Source organism: Hydrogenophaga sp. L99, assembly GCF_058731905.1.
Map to the genome: position 1 here is coordinate 1,221,939 of NZ_CM178972.1, position 22,882 is coordinate 1,244,820.

The 22,882-nt window shown below is 62.5% G+C and carries 19 protein-coding genes; 16 read left to right on the forward strand and 3 right to left on the reverse strand.

Features of this window, described 5'->3' with window-relative positions; all coding sequences use genetic code 11:
• Nucleotides 1-141: 141 nt before the first annotated feature.
• Entirely contained in the window at nucleotides 142-714 is a 573-nt protein-coding gene (locus AC4QBL_RS05800; protein WP_472899099.1) for a C40 family peptidase, read from the reverse strand.
• Nucleotides 715-979: 265 nt separating this feature from the next.
• Between AC4QBL_RS05800 and AC4QBL_RS05805 the strand changes: the two genes are divergently transcribed.
• From AC4QBL_RS05805 to zapE, 8 genes are all read left to right on the forward strand, one after another.
• Nucleotides 980-1,582: an isochorismatase family protein gene (locus AC4QBL_RS05805; protein ID WP_472906418.1), complete on the forward strand. Its 603-nt coding sequence runs from the start codon at nucleotides 980-982 to the stop codon at nucleotides 1,580-1,582.
• Nucleotides 1,583-1,844: 262 nt separating this feature from the next.
• Nucleotides 1,845-3,746, forward strand: coding sequence for a propionate--CoA ligase (locus tag AC4QBL_RS05810; protein WP_492131637.1), 1,902 nt, complete (start codon nucleotides 1,845-1,847; stop codon nucleotides 3,744-3,746).
• A gap of 185 nt (nucleotides 3,747-3,931) precedes the next feature.
• A complete protein-coding gene (locus AC4QBL_RS05815; protein ID WP_472899102.1) occupies nucleotides 3,932-4,306 on the forward strand; it encodes an ArsR/SmtB family transcription factor in 375 nt (124 codons plus the stop codon).
• A 352-nt stretch (nucleotides 4,307-4,658) separates the two neighbouring features.
• Entirely contained in the window at nucleotides 4,659-7,550 is a 2,892-nt protein-coding gene (locus AC4QBL_RS05820) for a 2-oxoglutarate dehydrogenase E1 component (protein WP_472899103.1), read from the forward strand.
• A 96-nt stretch (nucleotides 7,551-7,646) separates the two neighbouring features.
• Nucleotides 7,647-8,915 carry a 2-oxoglutarate dehydrogenase complex dihydrolipoyllysine-residue succinyltransferase gene (gene odhB / locus AC4QBL_RS05825; RefSeq protein ID WP_472906417.1) on the forward strand — a complete coding sequence of 423 codons (1,269 nt, stop codon included), beginning with the start codon at nucleotides 7,647-7,649 and terminating at the stop codon, nucleotides 8,913-8,915.
• Between the two features lie 19 nt (nucleotides 8,916-8,934).
• Nucleotides 8,935-9,255, forward strand: a complete 321-nt coding sequence (locus AC4QBL_RS05830) for a PspC domain-containing protein (RefSeq protein ID WP_472906416.1) — start codon at nucleotides 8,935-8,937, stop codon at nucleotides 9,253-9,255.
• Nucleotides 9,256-9,282: 27 nt separating this feature from the next.
• Nucleotides 9,283-10,710: a dihydrolipoyl dehydrogenase gene (gene lpdA, locus AC4QBL_RS05835; RefSeq protein WP_472906415.1), complete on the forward strand. Its 1,428-nt coding sequence runs from the start codon at nucleotides 9,283-9,285 to the stop codon at nucleotides 10,708-10,710.
• Between the two features lie 133 nt (nucleotides 10,711-10,843).
• Entirely contained in the window at nucleotides 10,844-11,941 is a 1,098-nt protein-coding gene (gene zapE, locus AC4QBL_RS05840; protein ID WP_472899107.1) for a cell division protein ZapE, read from the forward strand.
• A 46-nt stretch (nucleotides 11,942-11,987) separates the two neighbouring features.
• Here zapE and AC4QBL_RS05845 read toward each other — a convergent pair whose 3' ends face one another.
• Nucleotides 11,988-12,746 carry a PP2C family protein-serine/threonine phosphatase gene (locus tag AC4QBL_RS05845; RefSeq protein WP_472899108.1) on the reverse strand — a complete coding sequence of 253 codons (759 nt, stop codon included), beginning with the start codon at nucleotides 12,744-12,746 and terminating at the stop codon, nucleotides 11,988-11,990.
• Nucleotides 12,747-12,996: 250 nt separating this feature from the next.
• On the opposite strand from AC4QBL_RS05845, the gene AC4QBL_RS05850 reads away from it, so the two are divergent.
• A complete protein-coding gene (locus AC4QBL_RS05850) occupies nucleotides 12,997-15,063 on the forward strand; it encodes an ATP-dependent DNA helicase (RefSeq protein ID WP_472906414.1) in 2,067 nt (688 codons plus the stop codon).
• Between the two features lie 18 nt (nucleotides 15,064-15,081).
• Here the strand turns inward: AC4QBL_RS05850 and AC4QBL_RS05855 are convergent, their stop codons facing one another.
• The gene (locus AC4QBL_RS05855; protein ID WP_472906413.1) at nucleotides 15,082-15,888 is read right to left on the reverse strand and encodes an outer membrane protein assembly factor BamD; all 807 of its coding nucleotides are present in this window, start codon (nucleotides 15,886-15,888) and stop codon (nucleotides 15,082-15,084) included.
• 61 nt (nucleotides 15,889-15,949) lie between these two features.
• On the opposite strand from AC4QBL_RS05855, the gene AC4QBL_RS05860 reads away from it, so the two are divergent.
• The 7 genes from AC4QBL_RS05860 to AC4QBL_RS05890 all read left to right on the forward strand — a co-directional run bounded on the left by AC4QBL_RS05860 (nucleotide 15,950) and on the right by AC4QBL_RS05890 (nucleotide 22,882).
• Nucleotides 15,950-16,963 (forward strand): RluA family pseudouridine synthase, encoded by a 1,014-nt coding sequence (locus tag AC4QBL_RS05860; protein ID WP_492131638.1) that lies wholly within the window; start codon nucleotides 15,950-15,952, stop codon nucleotides 16,961-16,963.
• Nucleotides 16,964-17,204: 241 nt separating this feature from the next.
• Nucleotides 17,205-17,966, forward strand: a complete 762-nt coding sequence (gene scpB / locus AC4QBL_RS05865) for an SMC-Scp complex subunit ScpB (RefSeq protein WP_472906411.1) — start codon at nucleotides 17,205-17,207, stop codon at nucleotides 17,964-17,966.
• On the forward strand, nucleotides 17,932-19,278 hold the full coding sequence (locus AC4QBL_RS05870; RefSeq protein WP_472906410.1) for a pseudouridine synthase: 1,347 nt from the start codon (nucleotides 17,932-17,934) through the stop codon (nucleotides 19,276-19,278). Before scpB ends, AC4QBL_RS05870 begins: the two co-directional genes overlap by 35 nt.
• A 147-nt stretch (nucleotides 19,279-19,425) precedes the next feature.
• Nucleotides 19,426-19,851, forward strand: coding sequence for a nucleoside-diphosphate kinase (gene ndk / locus AC4QBL_RS05875; RefSeq protein WP_472899114.1), 426 nt, complete (start codon nucleotides 19,426-19,428; stop codon nucleotides 19,849-19,851).
• Between the two features lie 85 nt (nucleotides 19,852-19,936).
• Nucleotides 19,937-21,088, forward strand: a complete 1,152-nt coding sequence (gene rlmN, locus AC4QBL_RS05880; protein WP_472906409.1) for a dual-specificity RNA methyltransferase RlmN — start codon at nucleotides 19,937-19,939, stop codon at nucleotides 21,086-21,088.
• Nucleotides 21,085-21,951, forward strand: coding sequence for a type IV pilus biogenesis/stability protein PilW (pilW, locus tag AC4QBL_RS05885; RefSeq protein WP_472906408.1), 867 nt, complete (start codon nucleotides 21,085-21,087; stop codon nucleotides 21,949-21,951). Before rlmN ends, pilW begins: the two co-directional genes overlap by 4 nt.
• Nucleotides 21,944-22,882 carry a RodZ domain-containing protein gene (locus tag AC4QBL_RS05890; protein WP_472906407.1) on the forward strand — a complete coding sequence of 313 codons (939 nt, stop codon included), beginning with the start codon at nucleotides 21,944-21,946 and terminating at the stop codon, nucleotides 22,880-22,882. The genes pilW and AC4QBL_RS05890 overlap by 8 nt, the downstream gene beginning before the upstream one ends.

Here is a 22,882-nt window from a genome sequence, read left to right on the forward strand (position 1 = left end):
CCTCACCCTGACTGAGTTGAGCCGTTTCTTTTGTGCGCGTGCTCTGACCTCTTGCCCTCAGCGGTGGCTGCATGTCAGGCAGGCAACAAAAAACCGGGCATGCCCGGTTGCTTGTGTGCCGTACTGCGATCCTTGGCGGGATCAGCGCCTTGTGGCTTGTGCGGTTTCCGCGTTCATGGGCAAGGGAACCCGGCGAGCACCGTTGAAACGGGTTTGCCAATAAGCAATGCGCATGTCTTCAACCCGCACATGTGAGCCCGCGCGCGGGGAATGAATGAATTTTCCGTCTCCCACATAGATGCCCACATGGCTGAAGGCCCGCTTCATGGTGTTGAAGAACACCAAGTCGCCCGGTTTCAGCTCGCTTCGGTCAATTTCCTGGGTGCTTGCGGCCTGCTCGGCAGCTCGGCGTGGCAGCACTTTGCCCACGGATTGCTCAAACACCGCCCGCACAAATCCGCTGCAATCAAAACCTGTTTCAGCGCTGTTGCCACCGTATTTGTAGGGTACGCCCAGGAACCCCATCGCGTTCACGACCAAACTGGAGGCACGCTCGCCAACCGATTCCCGAGCCTGCTGGATTTGACTACCCAGGCGGCTCATCAGACCTTTTTCAGCGAGCAAGGTATCCATGTCGTCAAACGCTGCATCGGCTGGCGCAGCATGGGATGCCGCGCTGCAACTCAGTAAAACTACAAGGATCCAACTTTTCATACTTTTAGGTTATCGGTGTTTTTCAGGCAAGTCAAGCGCGAAAAGGCTCGCAACATGTTGATTTGCATGACATTTGCCGCAAGTTACCTTGCGTTTTCACGGTCGAGCGTGCAGGGTAGCGGGGGTTGAGGGCTGTTCGCACTGTCTCAGCGCCGTGCTGGTTGGGTGTGGCCGGTTGCTTGTCTGTAGTTGGCCGCTGTCGGCACGCAGGTGTGGCGAACTGCGAAAATCAACGTTGTTTCGTTTGATTTGAAGAAAGACTGCCATGCTGCTCGATGTCACAGATTCCCAGCTCGTGCTGGTTGATTACCAGTCCCGCTTGATGCCCGCGATTTTCGAGGGGCCCCAAGTTCTGGCCAACGCGGTGCGACTTGCCCGCATGGCGCAGTTGCTGGACGTGCCGGTATGGGGCACCGAGCAAAACCCGGAGAAACTCGGTCCCAACCCGCCGGAGTTGCGCGGCCTGTGCCAGAGGACCTTGTCCAAAATGCACTTCAGCGCGGTGTCCGACGGTTTGGTCGACTGGCTTCGACCACCCGCGCGCCCAGCGGGCGGCAACGCACGCAGCTTGCCCAAGCATCTGCAAAAGCCCTCGGCACCCATGCCTGAGCGGGCGACCATTGTGTTGGCGGGTTGCGAAGCCCATGTCTGCCTGCTGCAAACGGCGCTCGAACTGATTGAGCAGGAACTCGATGTGTGGGTTGTCACCGACGCCTGCAGTTCCCGCACCGAGCGCAACCGCGATGCCGCGTTTGACCGCTTGGCCGGGGCGGGCGCCGAGCTGGTCACCACCGAAATGGTGGCTTTTGAATGGCTGCGGGCCGCGGACAACCCCGTGTTTCGAGACGTGCATGCGCTGATCAAGTAAGCCTGCCGTGAGGGAGGGCCAGCGGGACGTAGGGAGCGTGCCGCTGGGCGGCCTTGATGAAGCAAGTTGGTTTGTGCCACCTTGTTTGTTTTGGCGGCGCCGGCCCAGAGCGGTTCCATGTGTTTCGCGCAGACCGAAACAGTGGGCTGTCAGACTCTCGCAAGTCTGAACTCCATAATTATGAATTCAGTTTGAGCCGCCGGGGATCTTCCGGGTGGCCCACGTCAGCTGCCGCAAAAACCACCCCACGCAGGAGACTCCTATGAGCAATCCCCAAGGCTATGCCGAATTCCACCGCCGCTCGATTGAGGACCGCGACGCTTTTTGGGCCGAGCAGGCGCAGCTGGTGGACTGGCGCAAACCGTTTGACCGGGTTTGCAACTACGACAATCCGCCCTTCGCGCGCTGGTTTGAAGGCGGATTGACCAACCTGTGTCACAACGCCGTGGACCGGCACCTGAAAGACCGGGCCGACCAGAACGCGCTTATCTTTGTCTCCACCGAAACCGATGTGGAAAAGATCTACAGCTTCCGTGAACTGCACGCTGAGGTGCAGCGCATGGCGGCGATCCTTATGGACCAAGGCGTGAAGAAGGGCGACCGCGTCCTGATTTACATGCCCATGATTCCCGAAGCCGCTTTCGCCATGCTCGCCTGCGTGCGCATTGGCGCCATTCACTCGGTGGTGTTTGGTGGCTTCGCCAGCCATTCTCTGGCCAGCCGCATTGAAGATGCTTCGCCGGTTGCCATCGTCAGCGCTGACGCTGGCTCTCGCGGTGGCAAGGTGGTGGAATACAAACCGCTGCTGGACGAAGCCATCAAACTGTCTGCTCACAAGCCATCCAAGGTCGTGATGGTTAACCGCGGCCTGGCGGCATTCGCAGCGGTGGAGGGCCGTGATGTGGACTACAGCGCTGCGCGCGCCCAACACATGGACACCGTGGTGCCTTGCGAGTGGGTGGACGCCACGCACCCCAGCTACACGCTCTACACCAGCGGCACCACCGGCAAGCCCAAGGGCGTTCAGCGCGACACCGGTGGCTACACCGTGGCACTGGCCGCTTCCATGAAGCACATCTACATGGGCGAACCCGGTGAAACCTACTTTTCTACCAGCGACATTGGCTGGGTGGTGGGGCACAGCTACATCATCTACGGCCCGTTGATCGGTGGCATGGCCACCATCATGTACGAAGGTCTGCCCATTCGGCCAGATGCTGGCATCTGGTGGGAGCTGGTTGAAAAATACAAGGTCACGGTCATGTTCAGTGCACCCACAGCCGTGCGTGTGCTCAAGAAATACGATTCTTCGTTCATCAAAAAATACGATCTGTCCAGCCTCAAGGCATTGTTCCTGGCGGGCGAGCCGCTGGACGAAACCACCGCCAAGTGGATTTCTGACGAGCTGGGCAAGCCCATCGTCGACAACTACTGGCAGACCGAAACCGGCTGGCCCATCCTGGCTATCTGCAATGGCGTGGAGAAAGCCGACAGCAAGTTCGGCTCACCAGGCAAAGCGGTGTACGGCTACGACGTCAAGCTGCTGGACGACCAGACCGGCGAAGAGCTCAAGGGCGGCAACAAAAAAGGGGTGGTCGCCGTTGAAGGTCCATTGCCACCGGGCTGCATGCAGACCATCTGGGGCGACGATGCACGGTTCGTCAAGACCTACTGGTCTAGCGTGCCGGGGAAGGTGGTTTACAGCACCTTTGACTGGGGCATTCGCGACGAAGACGGTTATTACTTCATCTTGGGCCGCACCGACGACGTGATCAACGTGGCCGGTCACCGCTTGGGCACCCGGGAGATTGAGGAAAGCATTTCCAGCCACCCACGCATCGCCGAGGTGGCGGTGGTGGGCGTGGCTGACCAGCTCAAGGGCCAGGTTGCGATGGCTTTTGCCGTTGTGAAAGACGCCTCATCGTTGACCGACGAGGCTTCCCGCCTGAAGCTGGAGGGCGAGGTCATGAAGCTGGTGGACGAGCAACTGGGCGCTGTGGCGCGACCAGCTCGCGTGCGCTTCGTCAGCGTGTTGCCCAAGACCCGCAGCGGCAAACTGCTGCGCCGGGCCATTCAGGCCGTGTGCGAGGGCCGCGACGCAGGCGACCTGACCACCATGGACGACCCGGCCGCGCTGCAGCAAATCAAGGATTTGCTGGTCTGAAAGCGCTGGGAGGTTCGGCGGCGCCGCGCCCTTTGGTCGGGCGGTGACTGCCGAACCCCTTGCGGTTTGCGTTGGGTCAATAGTTGTGTGTTCGAGGCGTGGTTTGAAGCCCGACAAAAACCCGTGGGCATCGTCAGCTTTTGTAAGTATGATTCATGCTTATATAGACAAAAGTGATGCCCGCCATGGAACAAATGATCGAATCCGATGCAAACGTGGAAAAGGTTCGTGTGTTCGAGTTGGCCGCCGAGTTGTTCGGTGTGCTGGCTACGCCCATGCGCCTGCGCATCCTGAGCGCGTTGTGTGACAAGGAAAAATCGGTGTCGCAGCTGCTGCAAGAAATCGACACCACACAGCCGAACCTGTCGCAGCACCTGAACCTTTTGTACCGGGCGGGCGTGCTGGCCAAGCGCAAAGACGGCACCCAGGTGATTTACCGGGTTCAAAGCGAAAAGGCCGTGACGCTGTGCCGCACGGTGTGCACCCAGATCGCCATTGAGATGGACGAGCCCAGTACCGTGCCTGCCTCTGAGCGCTTGTCGCCCCGCGTCGTTTCCTGAGCAACTGAGCCGCTGCCGGCCCACCCGCGCAGTGGCGTCGCATTCTCGTCTGGCGCCCTGGTGATCGGGCGCTCCGGTCCTGCGCCTCGCAGCAATGGTTGTTGCCAGACCTGAAGGTCGCTGACACCAGGCTGTCGCTTGGCGACCGTGCAACACATTCCACCCGATTCACATCCCGCTTTGCGCACGGGGCTGGTTTTTTACATCAGACCCGGCCAAGGTGGCACAATCTTGGTTTGCAGTCAGGTCCTTCCACAGCCACTGTCGCATCCGCCAATCGGTTCAGCCGTGTCGCGGAAGGTTTTTTTTACCAGCTAATGTTTCCTGTAGGGAAACGGAGGTCAGCGGATTTATGAGCGATTCCCAAGCAAACGGGGGCAACGTCTATGTTGCCTACAAAGGCAACTCGTACCTTTTCGGCGGCAACGCGCCGTATGTGGAAGAGATGTACGAAAACTATCTGGACAACCCGGGTAGCGTGTCCGAAACCTGGCGGGCGTATTTCGACGCCTTGCAGCACGTGCCAGCCGTCGACGGCAGCGATGCCCGCGATGTGCCCCACCTGCCCGTCATCAATGCATTTGCCGAGCGTGCCAAACAAGGCGGTACCAAGGTTGTCATCGCCGCTGGTGCCGACTCCGATTTGGGTCGCAAGCGCGTGGCTGTACAGCAGCTCATTGCGGCTTACCGCAACGTCGGCGCCCGCTGGGCCGACCTGGATCCGCTCAAGCGCACCGAGCGCGACCACATTCCCGAACTCGATCCAGCGTTTTACGGTTTCACCGACGCCGATTTCGAAACCGTGTTCAACACCAGCAACACGTTTTTCGGCAAGGAAGTCATGTCCTTGCGGGACTTGCTGAATGCACTGCGCGAAACCTACTGCAGCAGCATTGGCGCCGAGTACATGTACATCAGCGACCAGGCGCAAAAACGCTGGTGGCAGGAAAAGCTGGAATCGATCCGCAGCAAGCCGGCCTTCAACGCCGACAAGAAAAAGCACATCCTCGACCGCCTGACCGCAGCCGAGGGGCTTGAGCGCTTCCTGCACACCAAATACGTGGGCCAGAAACGCTTTTCGCTGGAAGGTGGCGAGAGCTTCATTGCCGCCATGGACGAGCTGATTCAGCTCGCAGGCAGCCAGGGCGTTCAGGAAATCGTGATCGGCATGGCCCACCGTGGTCGCTTGAACGTGCTGGTCAACACCTTGGGCAAGATGCCCAAAGATTTGTTTGCTGAATTCGATCACACGGCGCCTGAAGACCTGCCGGCTGGTGATGTGAAGTACCACCAGGGTTTCAGCTCTGACGTGTCCACGCCTGGCGGCCCGGTGCATTTGTCGTTGGCATTCAACCCTTCGCACCTGGAAATTGTGAACCCGGTGGTGGAGGGTTCGGTGCGCGCGCGTATGGACCGCCGCGAAGACCCGCATGGCAAACAAGTGCTGCCCGTGCTGGTGCATGGCGACGCTGCTTTTGCCGGCCAGGGTGTCAACCAGGAAACGCTGGCGCTGGCCCAGACCCGCGGTTACTCCACCGGCGGCACGGTGCACCTGATCATCAACAACCAGATCGGTTTCACCACCTCCGACCCGCGCGACCTGCGTTCCACGCTGTATTGCACCGATATCGTCAAGGGTGTTGAGTCGCCCGTGCTGCACGTCAACGGTGACGACCCAGAGGCTGTGGTGCTGGCCACCCAGCTGGCTCTGGAATACCGCATGACGTTCCGCAAGGACGTGGTGCTCGACATCATCTGCTTCCGCAAACTCGGCCACAACGAGCAGGACACTCCGAGCCTGACCCAGCCGCTGATGTACCGCAAGATCGCGGCACATCCCGGTACCCGCAAGCTCTACGCCGACAAACTCTCTGCGCAGGGTCTGGGTGACACCTTGGGCGATGATATGTCCAAGTCGTACCGTGCTGCGCTGGATGCCGGTCGCCACACGGTAGACCCGGTGCTGACCAACTTCAAGAGCAAGTTTGCGGTCGACTGGTCGCCCTTCCTAGGCAAAAAGTGGACCGATGCGGGCGACACGGCCATTCCGATGGCGGAGTGGAAGCGTTTGGCCGACCGCCTGACCACCATCCCAGAAAGCGTGACCCCGCACCAGTTGGTGAAGAAGGTCTACGCCGACCGCGCGGCCATGGGCCGTGGCGACATTCCGGTGGACTGGGGCATGGGCGAACACATGGCGTTTGCTTCCCTGGTGGCCAGCGGCTTCCCGGTGCGCCTGTCGGGCGAAGACTGCGGCCGCGGTACCTTCACGCACCGCCATGCGGTGATTCACGACCAGAACCGTGAAAAGTGGGACACCGGCACCTACACGCCGCTAGAAAATGTGGCAGACAACCAGGCTCCCTTTGTCGTGATCGACTCCATCCTGTCTGAAGAGGCTGTGCTGGGTTTTGAATACGGCTATGCGTCGAACGACCCGAACACCCTGGTGATCTGGGAAGCGCAGTTCGGCGATTTCGCCAACGGCGCCCAGGTGGTGATCGACCAGTTCATTGCGTCTGGCGAAGTGAAGTGGGGCCGTGTGAACGGCATCACGCTGATGCTGCCGCACGGCTACGAAGGCCAGGGCCCAGAGCACAGCTCGGCGCGCCTGGAGCGCTTCATGCAGCTGGCGGCTGACACCAACATGCAGATCGTGCAGCCCACCACGGCCAGCCAGATCTTCCACATCTTGCGCCGCCAGATGGTGCGCAACCTGCGCAAGCCGTTGGTGATCTTCACGCCCAAGTCGCTGCTGCGCAACAAGGACGCGACCTCGCCTCTGAGCGAGTTCACCAAAGGCATTTTCCAGACGGTCATTCCGGAAAACAACGCTGCCGTGGTGAAGGGCGCCGACAAGGTCAAGCGCATCATCTGCTGCTCGGGCAAGGTGTACTACGACCTGGTGAAGAAGCGCGAAGAGAAGGGCGCTGACGATGTGGCCATCATCCGTGTCGAGCAGCTCTACCCGTTTCCGCACAAGGTGTTTGGTGCGGAGGTGCGCAAGTACCCGAACGCCACCGACATTGTCTGGTGCCAGGACGAGCCGCAAAACCAGGGTGCCTGGTTCTTTGTGCAGCACTACATCCACGAGAACATGCTGGACGGACAGAAGCTCGGTTACGCCGGTCGCGCTGCCTCCGCTTCGCCTGCCGTGGGCTATGCGCACCTGCACCAAGAGCAGCAAAAGACCCTGATTGAGGCCGCTTTCGCCAAGCTCAAGGGCTTCATCCTCACCAAGTAACCGACGGTGGTCGTTGAGACGCGGGCGCCTGGCCAATATGCCGGTGCCCAGCGCCTCTCAACGCCGAACACCCAACGCAAAGAACAGGTAATTCAAATGGCAATCGTAGAAGTCAAAGTTCCTCAGCTCTCTGAGTCCGTGGCCGAAGCCACCCTGCTGCAGTGGAAAAAGAAGGTGGGTGACGCTGTCACCGCCGATGAAACCCTGATTGAAATCGAGACCGACAAGGTCGTTCTGGAGTGTCCAGCACCTTCCAGCGGCGTGCTGGTCGAAATTTTGCAAGGCGACGGTGCCACCGTGGCCGCCGAGCAGCTGATCGCCCGTATCGACACCGCCGCCGTTGCTGGCGCTACAGCACCTGCGGCGGCTGCGCCCGCTGCCGTGGCTCCCGCCCCCGTGGCCGCTGCCCCTGCCGCGGCCGCTGTGGCTGCATCGCAGTCCAAAGCTGGCGTGGCCATGCCCGCCGCTGCCAAGCTGATGGCCGACGGTGGCATGGCCCCCGGCTCGGTGGCTGGCACCGGCAAAGACGGGCGCGTGACCAAGGGCGATGTGTTGGCCGCTGCGGCCGCACCCAAGCCCGCGGCAGCCGCTCCCGTTGCCATTCCCACCGGCGCCCCTACCAAGGTGCTGCCGCAGGTGGCGACCGTGGCCCCCGATCTGGGCGACCGCCCAGAAGAGCGCGTGCCGATGACGCGTCTGCGTGCCCGCGTAGCCGAGCGTTTGCTGCAGTCGCAGTCGACCAACGCCATCCTGACCACGTTCAACGAAATCAACATGGCGCCGGTCATGGAGATGCGCAAGCGCATGCAGGAGCGTTTCGAAAAGGAACACGGCGTGAAGCTGGGTTTCATGAGCTTTTTCGTGAAGGCGGCGGTGCATGCGCTGAAGAAGTTCCCGGTGCTCAACGCGTCGGTGGACGGCAACGACATCGTGTACCACGGCTATTTCGACATCGGCATTGCGGTGGGCTCGCCCCGCGGCTTGGTGGTGCCCATCTTGCGCAACGCCGACCAGATGAGCTTTGCCGACATTGAGAAGAAGATTGCCGAATTTGGCCAGAAAGCCAAAGAAGGCAAGCTGAGCATGGACGACATGACCGGTGGCACTTTCTCCATTTCCAACGGCGGCACCTTCGGCTCCATGATGTCGACCCCCATCATCAACCCGCCCCAGTCGGCCATTCTGGGCGTGCATGCCACGAAAGACCGCGCCATGGTGGAAAATGGCCAGGTCGTGGTGCGCCCCATGAACTACTTCGCCATGTCCTACGACCACCGCATCATCGATGGCCGCGAAGCCGTGCTGGGTCTGGTGGCGATGAAAGAAGCGCTGGAAGACCCTGCGCGCCTGTTGTTCGACATCTGAACGCACGGGGGCTCACACCATGTCACTGGCAGACGAACTGTTGAAGCTGGAGCAGCTGCGTGAGCGCGGCAGCTTGACGACAGAAGAGTTCGAACGGGCAAAGGCCCGGCTGCTGGGGACTGGTGTGGATCCCATGGTGTCGCCCAAGCTGGCGCAGTCGCTCAACAGCCTGCGTCGATCGAGCACGGACAAATGGATCGCTGGTGTGTGCGGTGGCGTGGCCGCCGCCACCGGTGTCGACGCCTGGATCTGGCGCCTGCTGCTGGCCGTGCTGTTTTTCGCGGGAGGTATGGGCCTGGTGCTCTACATCCTGCTCTGGATTTTTGTGCCCGCCGAGTAAGGCAGGCAGCAACCCGAGAGTTTCAACATGTCTCAATCTTTTGATGTGATCGTCATCGGTGGCGGTCCTGGCGGCTATATCGCCGCCATCCGCGCAGCCCAGCTGGGCTTCAAGGTCGCCTGTATCGACGAGTGGAAGAATGCCGCTGGCGGCCCCGCACTGGGTGGCACCTGCACCAACGTGGGTTGCATTCCTTCCAAGGCGCTGCTGCAGTCCAGCGAACACTTTGACCACGCCAACCACCACTTTGCCGAACACGGCATCAGCACCGGTACGGTGAAGATGGATGTGTCCAAAATGGTCGGCCGCAAAGACGCGGTGGTGAAACAGAACAACGACGGCATCCAGTACCTGTTGAAGAAGAACAAAGTGACGTTTTTCCACGGCCGCGGCTCGTTCGTGAAGGCGGTCGAAGGTGGCTACGAGATTCAGGTGACGGGCGCCAAAGAAGAGTTGCTGACCGGCAAGCAGATCGTTGTGGCCACAGGCTCCAACGCGCGTGCGCTGGCTGGCGTGCCGTTTGACGAGGAAACCGTGCTGTCCAACGACGGCGCTCTGCGCCTTGGCGCGGTGCCCAAAAAGCTGGTGCTCATTGGCTCCGGCGTCATCGGCCTTGAAATGGGTTCGGTCTGGCGCCGTCTGGGTTCGGACGTCACCATTCTTGAAGGCCTGCCCACGTTCCTGGGCGCGGTGGACGAGCAGATTGCCAAGGAGGCCAAGAAGGCGTTTGACAAGCAGGGCCTGAAGATCGAACTCGGCGCGAAAGTGGGCGACATCAAGACCACCAAGAAGGGCGTGAGCGTGGCCTATACCAACGCCAAGGGCGAAGCCCTGTCGCTGGATGCCGACAAGCTGATCGTGTCCATTGGCCGGGTGCCCAACACCATCGGTTTGAACGCTGAGGGCGTGGGCCTGCAACTGGACGAGCGCGGCGCGATCATGGTCGATGCCGACTGCAAAACCAGCTTGCCCGGCGTGTGGGCGGTGGGCGACGTGGTGCGTGGCCCCATGTTGGCGCACAAGGCAGAAGAAGAGGGCGTGGCGGTGGCTGAGCGCATCGCCGGCCAGCACGGGCACGTCAACTTCAACACCATTCCCTGGGTCATTTACACCAGCCCCGAAATTGCGTGGGTGGGCCGTACCGAGCAGCAACTCAAAGCCGATGGCGTGGCCTACAAGGCGGGCACCTTCCCGTTCCTCGCCAACGGCCGGGCGCGCGCGCTGGGCGACACGACTGGCATGGTCAAGTTCCTGGCCGATGCGACCACGGACGAAATTCTGGGTGTGCACATCGTCGGTCCCATGGCTTCTGAGCTGATTGCCGAGGCTGTGGTGGCGATGGAGTTCAAAGCCAGCGCCGAAGACATCGCCCGTATCTGCCACGCACACCCCTCGCTGTCGGAAGCGACCAAGGAAGCTGCGCTGGCGGTGGACAAGCGCACGCTGAATTTCTGATCCGTGCCGCGCTTCGGCGCGGCCAGCGGCCACCGCCTGCTTGGCGGCAAACCCTGCGGCCCGGTGAAACCGGTACCGCGGGGTTTTTGCTTGTGTGGCATGCTTCCCCGAAACACCATGTGAACAGGTTGATATGTCCGTCAAGGCCACTTATGAGGCCGCGCTCAAGGAGCGCGGATACGCCACCGATCCGGCCCAGCAGCGCGCCATTGATGCGCTGGAGCGGTGCGCCACCGAATGGACGAACTACAAGCAAAAGCGTTCGAATGCGCTGAAAAAAATGTTCGTCAAGCCTGAGATCCCGCGTGGGGTCTACATGTTTGGTGGGGTGGGGCGGGGCAAAAGCTTTTTGATGGATTGCTTTTTCAATGCGGTGCCCATCAAGCGCAAAACCCGGCTGCACTTTCACGAGTTCATGCGCGAAGTGCACCGCGAACTGCGCGAGCTGCAGGGCACGGTGAACCCGCTGGACGAGCTGGGCCTGCGCATGGCCAAGCGCTACAAGCTGATCTGCTTTGACGAATTTCACGTGGCGGACGTGACCGACGCCATGATCTTGCACCGCTTGTTGGACGCGCTGTTCAAGGCGGGAGTGGGTTTTGTGACCACCTCCAACTTTCATCCCGATGGGCTCTACCCCAACGGCCTGCACCGCGACCGGATCTTGCCTGCCATTGAACTGCTCAAGCAGAAGCTGGAGGTGATCAATGTCGACAACGGCACCGACTACCGCCAGCAAACGCTGGCCCTCATCGACCTCTATCACACCCCGCTCGGTCCGCAGGCCGATGCGGCCATGGAAAAGAGCTTTGTGCAGCTGGCGGAAATGGGTGACCAGGACCCGGTGATGCACATCGAGTCGCGGCAGATCCGTGCTGTGCGCCGCGCGGGTGGCGTGATCTGGTTTGACTTTCGCACGCTGTGCGGTGGGCCACGATCGCAAAACGATTACCTCGAAATCGCCACCCAGTTTCACACGGTGTTGCTGTCGAATGTGCCGCAAATGCAGGTGCGCCAGGCGTCCGAAGCGCGGCGTTTCACCTGGCTCATTGACGTGCTGTACGACCGCCGTGTGAAGCTGGTGATGTCGGCTGCTGTGGCGCCAGAGTTGCTTTACGTCGAGGGTCCCATGTCCCATGAGTTCCCACGCACGGTATCCCGATTGGGTGAGATGCAGTCTGCCGAATTTCTGGCCTTGGAACACCGCACGGTCGATACCGGGCTGACCTGAGCCGCGCGAGGCTGCTCGGCCACGACAGCTTCCAGGGTGGGTCAGGTCAAGTCAGGGGATCGACTTTGACGATGGTGAGCGACAGGTTGTCGCCCATGCCCTTGGAGCGTGAGCGCGCCTTTTGAATCAGGAACTCGCAGGCCTCTCGGGGCGACAACATGGCAATGGTGCTGGCGAGTTCTTCGGGTGTGAAGTAGTGCCACACGCCGTCGCTGCACGACATGATCGCGTCGCCCGGGATCAGTTGGGGCACCACATGGATGTCCACGGGCGGGTCGTTGTCGGTGCCCAGGCAGCCCATCAGAATGTTTGAATGGGGGTGGTCCAAGGCGTCCTCTTCGCTGATCTCACCTTGGTTGACCAGGGTTTGAACGTACGAATGGTCCATGGTGCGGAACACCATTTTCCCGTTGCGGAAGTGGTAGATGCGGGAGTCGCCTGCGTGCACCCAGTGGCTGTCACCGCCTGGGTTGATGAGAAAGGCCGCGATGGTGCTGTGTGGCTCTTGTTCGGCTGAAACCGCCGTGAGCTTGATCACCAGGTGCGACTCTTCAACGATTTGACGCAACAGCGCCGAGGCATCGTCGGTGTCAGGGTCGTACCGTTCAAACAACTGGCGGGCCGTGAGCATCACCTGGTCTGACGCTTTGCGCCCCCCGCTGCGCCCGCCCATGCCATCGGCCACCACCGCGAGCAGGCAGCCTGTGTGGCGCGGGTGGTGAAGCAAGCAGACCTGGTCTTGCTGGTAGTCGCGATCGCCGCGGTGAATGCCGGTCGATGCCTGGATGCGGTAGCCTTTTGACATAGCAGGGTTTTGCAGTAGTGAGGTGAGCGCCCCAACCCTGCCGGAGGCAAGGTGTGCCGTCGTTCTGGGGGAGTTCCGCCGAGCGACTTGAGCAGCGTGCAAACAATGAATCTGATGGTAACCACTAAAGCCTACAGGCCCCGCCATCTATGATCAAAACTTTCATGAACGCCCCACCGCGGCTCGTTCCTTGGTTGGGTGTGTCATATGGCCCGCTGAAGGGTGGTGTGGCAAGCGCTGCGGAGGTTGTTTGACGGCTCTGGAATTGGACGTGGTGGCCGCATTTGCCGAGGGTGGGCCGCTCGCGCGCAGCACGGATGGCCTGCGCCCGCGCCCGGCCCAGCTGGACATGGCCTCTGCCGTGGCCCGCACGGTGGATGCCAGGGACTGCCTGGTGGTGGAAGCGGGCACAGGGGTGGGCAAAACGTTTGCCTATCTGGTGCCGGTGTTGCTGAGTGGCCGGCGGGCGCTGTTGTCCACCGCCACCCAGGCGCTGCAAGACCAACTTTTTTCACGCGACATACCCGCCGTGAGTCGGGCGCTGGGCGTGCCGGTGCGGGCGGCCTTGCTCAAGGGCCGCTCCAGCTATGTGTGTGTGCAGCGCCTGGAGCAGGCGAGAAGCGGTGCGCGCGTGGGCTTGCGAGACCCGGCGCTGACCGCGGGCCTGGAGCAGGTGCAGCGTTGGGCCATGGCATCGGTCAGTGGTGATCTGGCCGAGCTTCCCGGCCTGGACGAGGCCTCGCCCCTACGCGGGCTGATCAGTTCCACCCGCGACAACTGTCTGGGCGGCGCGTGCCCCCGGCTGGCGCAATGCCATGTGAACCGGGCACGCCACGAAGCGCTGCAAGCCGACTGGGTGGTGATCAACCACCCCCTGTTTTTTGCCGATCAGGAGGTGCAAGAGGCGGGGCGGGACAGCTTGTTGCCCCGCGCCGAGGTGGTGGTTTTTGACGAGGCGCACCAGTTGAACGATGCCGGCGTTCAGTTTTTGGGTCAGTCTGTGGGCTCCAGCCTGCTGCGCGACCTCGCCCGCGAAGTGTCGAGCCTGGGGCAGCAATGGGCGCGCGGCATGCGTCCCTGGAGCCACCTGGCGTTTGAGCTGGAGCACGCAGCCCGGCAGGTGTCCCCGTTGCTGCACGCTGCGCCGGGCGGTGGGCGGCGCAGCCGGTGGCAGCAACAAGTGCCCGAGGGGCTGGACGCGAGCGGCTGGCGCCTGGCGGTGGCTGGCGTTGCCGGCTCCCTGTCCGCTGTGCAACACGCGCTGGCGCAAACCTGTGACGCCGCGGCCGAGTTGGTCCACCTGCACCAGCGGGTGTTGCGAACACAGGCCATGTGGGCCCGGCTCACGCAGTCCCCAGCCGCTGATGCGCCGCAAGACGGGCTGGTTCGCTGGCTGGAGTGGGGTGGCGGGCAGGCTCCTGCCGTGGCTTGGCGCTTGGTGGCGGCGCCGGTGGACAGCGCCGGGTTTTTTGGTGAGTTGCTCGGCGATGCGGCCGAGGGGCGCAGCTGGGTGTTCACCTCAGCCACGCTGGGGCACGACGACGCCCTGAGCTGGTTCACCCAACGCCTCGGCCTGGACGCACTCCCCCGTGTGCGCACCCTGCGCGTTCCCAGTCCCTTTGACCACTCAGCCCAGGCTGCGCTGTACATACCCCATGGGTTGCCCGAGCCAGCCGACGCCGCCCACACGCCGGTGCTGGCTCAGGCGGTGGCGCGCTGGGCTTCGGTATTGGGTGGGCGCACGCTGGTGCTGACCACCACCCTGAGAGCGGCCCACCGCATGACCGAGCATCTCCAAATGCTGGTGGCCGAGGGGCGGTGTGCGCCGATGTCGGTGTTGGGTCAGGGGCACATGTCCAAACGGACGCTGCTGGCCCGCTTTCGCGCCGCCGGAAACATCCAGACCGGGGCCCCCGGTTCGATCTTGGTGGCCTCGGCCTCGTTCTGGGAGGGCGTGGACCTGGCCGGCGATGTGTTGCAGTTGCTGGTGATCGACAAGCTGCCGTTTCCGCCGCCCGACGATCCCTTGATCGAAGCCCGCGCGCGCCAGCTGGAAGCGGTGGGGCAGCGTGCGTTTGCTGGCTGCTACTTGCCTGAAGCCGCCATGGCGCTCAAGCAGGGCGCTGGCCGGTTGATTCGTTCAGAGACCGACCGGGGCGTGCTGGTCATTGCAGACCGTCGCCTGGTCACGCGGTCTTACGGAAGCGCGCTGTTGGCCGCCTTGCCGCCCATGCTGCGGCTGGTGGACGAGGCCGACATGGTGTCGGCATTGAACACGCTGGCGCTGAAGGTGCAAGGTGTGCCGTCACAGGGCTGATTGCCCGTTGGGCCGTGCTTACCAGAGCTTCCACCAGGGATCGTTCGAGCCCTTGAAACCCTTGCTCAGGTATTCGCTGTTGGGGTAGCTGGCCAGCATGACCCGCCGGGCGTCGTCTCGCAGTTGTGTCATGCCAAGGGCGTCGTAAGACTGGACCAAGATGTACAGGGCCTCTTCAAGCGCCGGTGCGTCGGTGTAGTCCACCAGCGCGGTCTGGGCGCGGCCAATGGCGGCCAAGTGGGCGCCTCGGGTGTGGTAGTAACGGGCCACATGCACCTCGTACTGAGCCAGCGAGTTGACGATGTAGGTCATGCGCGAGCGCGCGTCAGGGGTGTAGCGCGAATCGGGGAAGCGTGTCACCAGGTCGCGGAAGGCTTCAAACGACTCTTTGGCCGCCTTCTGATCGCGTTCAGAAAGATCCTGGCGCGACAGCGATCCAAACAGACCCAGGTTGTCGTTGAAGCTGGCCAGCCCCTTCAAGTACAAAGCGTAGTCAAGTGCTGGGCTGGACGGGTGCAGCCGCATGAAGCGGTCGATGGCGGCAAGCGCCTGTGCGGGCTCGCCCGCTTTGTAGTGCGTGTGGGCTTTGTCCAGCTGTGCTTGCTGTGCCAAAGGCGTGCCGGCCGCACGGCCTTCCAGCTTTTCGTACAGCGTGATGGCTTTCTCAAAGTTGCCGGCATCCCGCTCGTCGCGCGCTTCGGTGTACAGCTTGTTGGGGCTCCAGCCGGCGGTTTCGTCCACCGTCTTGCCGCCGGCGCAGCCAGCGAGCACCAGGGCAGCGCCCATCCAACACAGTGACACAGCAGATAATCTGGACAGAAGCATCACTCGCATACCTTTACAACGGAACAACCAGGTTTTGGCCACTGAAATTATATCGACGGGGGTGTTACCGCCCACGCAGGCACCCGATGATGCGCTGGATGGCGCCTCTGCGGCCGAAGAAGGGCTGGCAGAAGCCGAAATTCGCCTGTGCGAGGTGCCCACCGACATGCACGGCTGGCGCATTGACCGTGCGTTGGCCCGCCTGATCCCCGAATTCTCGCGCTCTTACCTGCAGCAGCTCATGGCCGACGGCGCCGTGCAGCTGCGCGGCGCGGCGCTGCGCAAGCAGGCCGCCCGCATCGCAGCGGGTGACCAGCTGCAGGTGGAGTTGCGTCCCACGCAGCAGGCAATGGCGTTTGTCCCGCAGGCCATGGCGCTGGACGTGGTGTTTGAGGACGCTGATCTGCTGGTGATCAACAAACCGGCTGGGCTGGTGGTGCACCCCGCCGCAGGCAACTGGAGCGGCACACTGCTCAATGGCTTGCTCGCTCACCACGCTGGCGCAGCCAGCTTGCCGCGCGCTGGCATCGTCCACCGGCTGGACAAAGACACCTCGGGCCTGATGCTGGTGGGCAAAAGCCGCCAGGCGGTTGAAGCGCTGGTGCGGGCCATCGCCGCGCGCGAGGTCAACCGGCAATACCTGGCGATGGGGCACGGGCGTTGGACCGGGGCGGTGGAGCAGGGGGTCGATCAGCCCATCGGGCGCGACATCCGAAACCGCCTGCGCATGGCCGTGGTGTTGCAGGATGGCACCTCCGGCAAGCCAGCCCAGACCACGTTCACATGGCTGGAGGGTTCTGACCAGGTCTGCCTGGTGGCCTGCAAGCTGCACACCGGCCGCACCCACCAGATTCGCGTGCACATGGCTTGGCTGGGGCACCCCTTGGTTGGCGACACGCTGTATGGCGGCCGGGTCTTATGGGGCATGGGCCGTCAGGCGCTGCACGCCACCCGCTTGCGTCTGAAGCATCCCACAGGCGGGCAAGCGCTTGATTTTCAGTCCGCACCACCAGCCGATTTCATGGATGCACTGGAGCAAAGTGGCCTCCGGTACAATCTCGCATCGCTGGGTTGATACCAAATACACCTGTTTGCAGGTTTTGGTGAGGTGCATGACACTGCAGCACCTCCTTTCCCCAGCTTCCTGATGCTTTTCAGCGCTTTGGATGACACAAGCCTGCTGATCCTTGCTGCAGTCCGATGTTCGGATGCCTGTCCCGGCCTACCCCTCCTTGACGGGCTCGCCACGATGGGTTGTTGTTGCATGGTGTTTGACCCCGCCCCAGCCGCAAGCCGGCTTTAAACAGATACACACGATGAATACCGCGGATGCCAAGCGCGTCCTAGAGACCGCATTGATCTGCGCGCCCCAACCGCTGACGGTGCGGGAACTGGGCGTGCTGTTCGAGATGGAAGTGTCCTCCGACACGCTCAAATCCTTGTTGGCCGACCTTCAGCTTGAATGGACGGGGCGCGGTGTCGAGCTGGTGCAGGTGGCCAGTGGCTGGCGGTTTCAGAGCCGCCCCGAATTGCGCCCCTACCTTGACCGGTTGCACCCCGAAAAGCCACCCAAGTACACCCGGGCCACCATGGAAACGCTGGCCATCATTGCTTACCGTCAGCCGGTGACCCGTGGCGACATGGAAGACATTCGCGGTGTGACCATCAACTCGTTGATCCTCAAGCAGCTGGAAGACCGGGGCTGGGTCGAGGTGATCGGTCACCGCGAAACGGTGGGTCGCCCCGCCTTGTTCGCTACCACCCGCCAGTTTCTGGACGATCTGGGCCTGGCTTCCCTCGACCAACTGCCGCCCCTGGACGGCAGCGAAGTGCAGGAGTCGGCGCTTGACCGGCTGGACTTCGAATCGCTTGCCTCCAGCCTTCAGCCCGATGCAGCCGACCTCCCGGTTGATGCCTTGGCTGATGTGGGGCCCGCTGCGCCCACACCACCCGATGCAGGCGCTGCTGATGCGGCCCCTGGCAACCTTTTCTCCGCCCCCGTATCCGACCCACTGCTGTTGGAACCCTCCACACAGGAACACCATGAACCCGGCACAAAACTCCAACAATCCGCCTGACGCCACGCCAGATACCGCGCCCGAGGCTTCGGCTGTGGTGGGCGCGTCCGCTGCCGCTCCGCAACCGGATGCCTCCAAACCCGCAACCCCCCAGCGCTCTGCGCAGCCTGAGGCGCTGCAGTTCGACGACGTCGTGAGTGGTGCGTTTGATGCCGAGCAAGAGCTGGATCTACCCGTGCCCACCAAGCGGGTGCTTGCGCCGCAAGCCGAGTCGCCCAAGCTGCACAAGGTGTTGGCACAAGCTGGTATGGGGTCGCGTCTTGAAATGGAGCAGCTCATCCTGGAAGGCCGCATTTCGGTCAACGGCGAGCCTGCCCACGTAGGCCAGCGCATCCAGCTGGGCGATGTGATCCGTGTCAATGGCAAGCAGGTTCGGGTGCGCATGACGCCGCCGCCGCCGCGCGTGCTGGCCTACCACAAGCCCGCGGGTGAAGTGGTGTCGCATGACGACCCACAAAACCGCCCATCCGTGTTTCGCCGCCTGCCGCGGCTCTACCAGAGCAAGTGGCAGTCGGTGGGCCGGCTGGACCTGAACACCGAAGGCTTGCTGCTGTTGACCGACTCCGGCGAGTTGGCCAACCGCCTGATGCATCCGCGATTTGGTCTGCAGCGCGAATACGCCGTGCGCGTGCTGGGTGCTTTGTCCAACGAAGAAAAGCAGCGCCTGCTCGATGGCGTGCGGCTCGATGACGGCATGGCCCAGTTCGCCAGCATTGAAGACGGTGGTGGCGAAGGGGCCAATTGCTGGTACCGCGTGACCATTGGCGAAGGCCGCAACCGTGAGGTGCGCCGCATGTTTGAGGCGGTGGGCCATGCGGTCAGCCGCCTCATCCGCATCCGCTACGGCGCCATGATGCTGCCGCGCGGCCTCAAGCGTGGTGTGTGGGTGGAGCTGGACCAGCAAGATATTGACCGGCTCACGAAAGCCGCCGGCATGCCCGCCCCGGGTGCAGCTGCCGAGCGGCAAGCCCGCCCCGGCGGTCGCCAGCCGGCCGCTCGCGGCAAGCAGGCGCCCAAGACCGGTGGCCGCAACTACGGCAACCCGGCGGGCAGCCGTGGTGAAGCCCCCGCAGTGCGGCGCAGCAGCATGTTTGCCATGCCCACCAGCAACGCCAACGCACCCAAGGGCCGAGGCGGCAAGGGGCCAGGCGGCGGCTCATCGCAGCCTGATCCGATGAAAACGTCCTTTGGCTACATCGGTCAGGACGCGCTGCAGCGCCGGCGCGAGGAAGAGTCCAGCCGCCCAGCGGGTGGGCGCCGCCGGGGCGGTAGCGGTGGCGGTTCGGGTGGTGGGCGCTCTGGCAGCCGCTGACCCGGCCTCGGTGGGCACGGTATGCGGTGATTTGCGCAGCCCGTAGCCCAACCCTTGCCCCATGAATTTTATGTGGGCAATGTAGAATCATGGGCTTTGCGACTTAGCGCAAAACACCCTCATTTATTTGTCAATTCAAGGAAAAACATGGCCATCGAACGCACCCTCTCCATCATCAAGCCCGACGCTGTTGCCAAAAACGTCATTGGCCAGATCTACGCCCGCTTCGAAGCTGCTGGCCTGAAGGTTGTGGCTGCTCGCATGGCCCATCTGTCGCGCGGCGAAGCCGAAGCGTTCTACGGCGTGCACAAAGAGCGTCCTTTCTTCAAGGACCTGGTGGACTTCATGATCTCCGGTCCCGTGATGATCCAGGCCCTCGAAGGCGAAGGCGCCATTGCCAAAAACCGCGACCTGATGGGCGCTACCGACCCGAAGAAAGCCGCTGCCGGCACCATCCGCGCTGATTTCGCTGACAGCATCGATGCCAACGCCGTGCACGGTTCCGACGCGGCTGAGACGGCCGCTGCCGAAATCGCGTTCTTCTTCGCTGGCATGAACGTTTACTCGCGTTGAACATGGTCAGCACGCTCCACGTTGTGTCGCTGTCCGCCCAGCGGGTGTCGGCCAGCAGGGGGCGTGTGAGCGCCACGTTGCTCACATGACGGCCAATCTGCTCGATTTCGATCTGGAAGGCTTGGCCGTCTTTTGCGAACAGCTGGGCGAAAAGCGGTTTCGTGCCGTTCAGCTGTTTCGCTGGATTCATCAAAAGGGGGCGTCCCGTTTCGACGAGATGACCGACCTCGCGCGCAGCCTGCGCGAGAAGCTCCCCTCCGTGTGCCACATCACCGATCTGCCTGTGCTCTCACGGCAGGATTCCGCGGATGGCACCATCAAGTGGCTGTTTGACGTGGGCGGCGGTAACGCTGTTGAAACCGTCTTTATCCCCGAAGAAGACCGCGGCACCCTGTGCATTTCATCCCAGGCCGGCTGTGCTGTGGGATGCCGTTTTTGTTCCACGGGTCACCAAGGTTTTTCGCGCAACCTCACCACCGGTGAGATCGTGGCGCAACTGTGGCACGCTGAGCATTTTTTGCGCAAGCACCTGGGCAAAACCGAGCGTGTCATCACCAACGTGGTGATGATGGGTATGGGCGAGCCTTTACAAAACTACAGTGCCCTGGTGCCCGCTCTGCGCATGATGCTGGACGACCACGGCTACGGCTTGTCGCGCCGGCGCGTGACGGTGTCCACCTCGGGCGTTGTGCCCATGATGGACCGGCTGGCCAAAGATTGCCCGGTGGCTTTGGCTGTGTCTCTGCACGCGCCCAACGATGCACTGCGCGATTCTCTGGTGCCGCTGAACCGCAAATACCCCATTGCCGAATTGCTGGACGCCTGTTTGCGCTACCTGCCGGCCGCACCGCGCGATTTCATCACGTTCGAATACTGCATGCTCGATGGCGTCAACGACCAGCCCGAGCACGCGCAGCAGCTGTTGGCTCTTGTCAAAGGCCATGGTGTACGCGGTGTGCCTTGCAAAATCAACTTGATTCCCTTCAACCCGTTTCCGGATTCCGGTCTCAAGTGCTCACCTCGTGCCGTGGTGCTGCGATTTGGGCAGATCCTGAATGAAGGCGGTCTGGTGACGACGGTGCGCAAAACGCGCGGCGACGACATTGATGCCGCTTGCGGGCAGTTGGCGGGTGATGTCCTGGACCGCACCAACGCAGCGCAGCGACTGGCCCAGCGGCGCACAGCCGCCGAGCAGCCCATTCGGTTCCATCCTTCAGCACGAGAAAGACAGACATGACACAAGCGATTCGCCCTGGGTCACGGACGCCGAACGGCTTCAGGCTGGATGGCGCTTTGCGCCGCGCGCTGACCTGGCTGTTGCTTCTGATACCACTGGCATGGGTGCAGTTGTCGCTAACCGGTTGCGCGGGTGGCGTGGGTGCCGCGACCGCTACCGCTGAGCCGGTCACCGATTTTGACGAGCCCGATGCCCGCAAGCGGGCACGGCTGCGCCTGGAGTTGGCCTCGGGTTATTTTGAGCAGGGCCAGACCACCGTGGCCCTGGATGAAATCAAGCAGTCGCTGGCCGCCGATCCGACCTATGGACCAGCCTTTGTATTGCGTGGGCTGGTGTACATGCGCCTGAATGACAACCGCCTGGCCGAAGAGAGTTTTCAGCGGGCACTGCAAATCAACCCCCGCGACCCGGATGCCCTGCACAACTACGGCTGGTTCTCATGTCAGTTGGGTCGCAACGCGCAAGCGGTTGAGCTTTTCACGCGTGCGCTGGCCAGCCCGGTTTACGCCGGCCAAGCCAAAACGTACATGGCTAAAGGGATTTGCCAGACCCGCATGGGGCAATACCCAGAGGCCGAAGGCAGTTTTGCGCGCTCGTACGAGCTGGATGCCGGCAACCCGATCACCGGTTACAACCTGGCTTCCTTGTTGTTTCGCCGCGGTGACGACTCTCGGGCCCAGTTTTACATTCGGCGATTGAACAATTCTGATCTCGCCAATGCCGAAACGCTTTGGCTGGGTATCAAGGTGGAGCGCCGGCTCGGCAACACCGAAGCCATGCAGCAGTTGGCTCAGCAGTTGAGCCGCCGCTACCCGCAGTCGCGGGAGTGGACTTTTTACCAGCGTGGGGCGTTCGATGAGTGATTGGTCAGCACAAGGTGCGACGGTACCTGATACGGCGAACAGCGACGCGCCCCGTCCGGTGCTGCTGCGCCAGGCCAGGGAGGCCGCAGGGCTGCACATTGCGGCGCTGGCTGCCGCCTTGAAGGTTCCGGTCAAGAAACTGGAAGCGCTGGAAGCAGGGCGCTACGGTGAATTGCCGGACATGGTTTTTGCGCGCGCGTTGGCCTCCAGCGCCTGCCGACAACTCAAAGTGGACCCAGCGCCCATTCTTGAGCAAATTCCCGCTGGGGTGACTCCCCAGCTGGGTGACTCAGGCATGGCCATCAACACGCCTTTTAAGGCGGCTTCTGGTGGAGCACCAGCCAACCCGGTGGGGTGGCTTTCGCGCCCCGCGGTGCTGGCCGCCATTGCGCTGATGCTCGGCGCGCTCGTGTTGGTATTTTTGCCCGATATGGCCACGGTTTCGGAGCCTGAAGCGAGTGCTCCCTTGGGCGACGCGGCACCCAGCCCATCGATGGCGCCCGTTTTTTCTGAACCCGTACAGGGTGCAACCCCTGACACGGCTTCGCAGGACCAGCCTGCGGCGCCTGCCGAGGCAGGCGGTACCGGGGTTGCCCTGGCCCCTGCGCTGTTGTCAGGATTGCCCGCGGGTACGCCGTCGGTGGCGGCACAGACCACCCTTTCTGCAACTGCCGCAGCTGAAGCGGCCGACGCCAGCAAATTGCTGATGATTCGCGCCACCGGGGATTCCTGGGTGGAAGTGACAAACGGCACCGGCGTTGTCGTGATACAGCGCATGCTCAAGTCGGGCGACGTAGTGGATTTTTCCGCAGCGCCGCCTTACGCGGTGGTGGTTGGTCGGGTGGACAACGCCGAGGTGGTGGTGCGCGGACGCGCATTTGACACCACGTCTTTCTCCCGCAATGGCGTGGCCCGCTTTGAGGTGAAATGA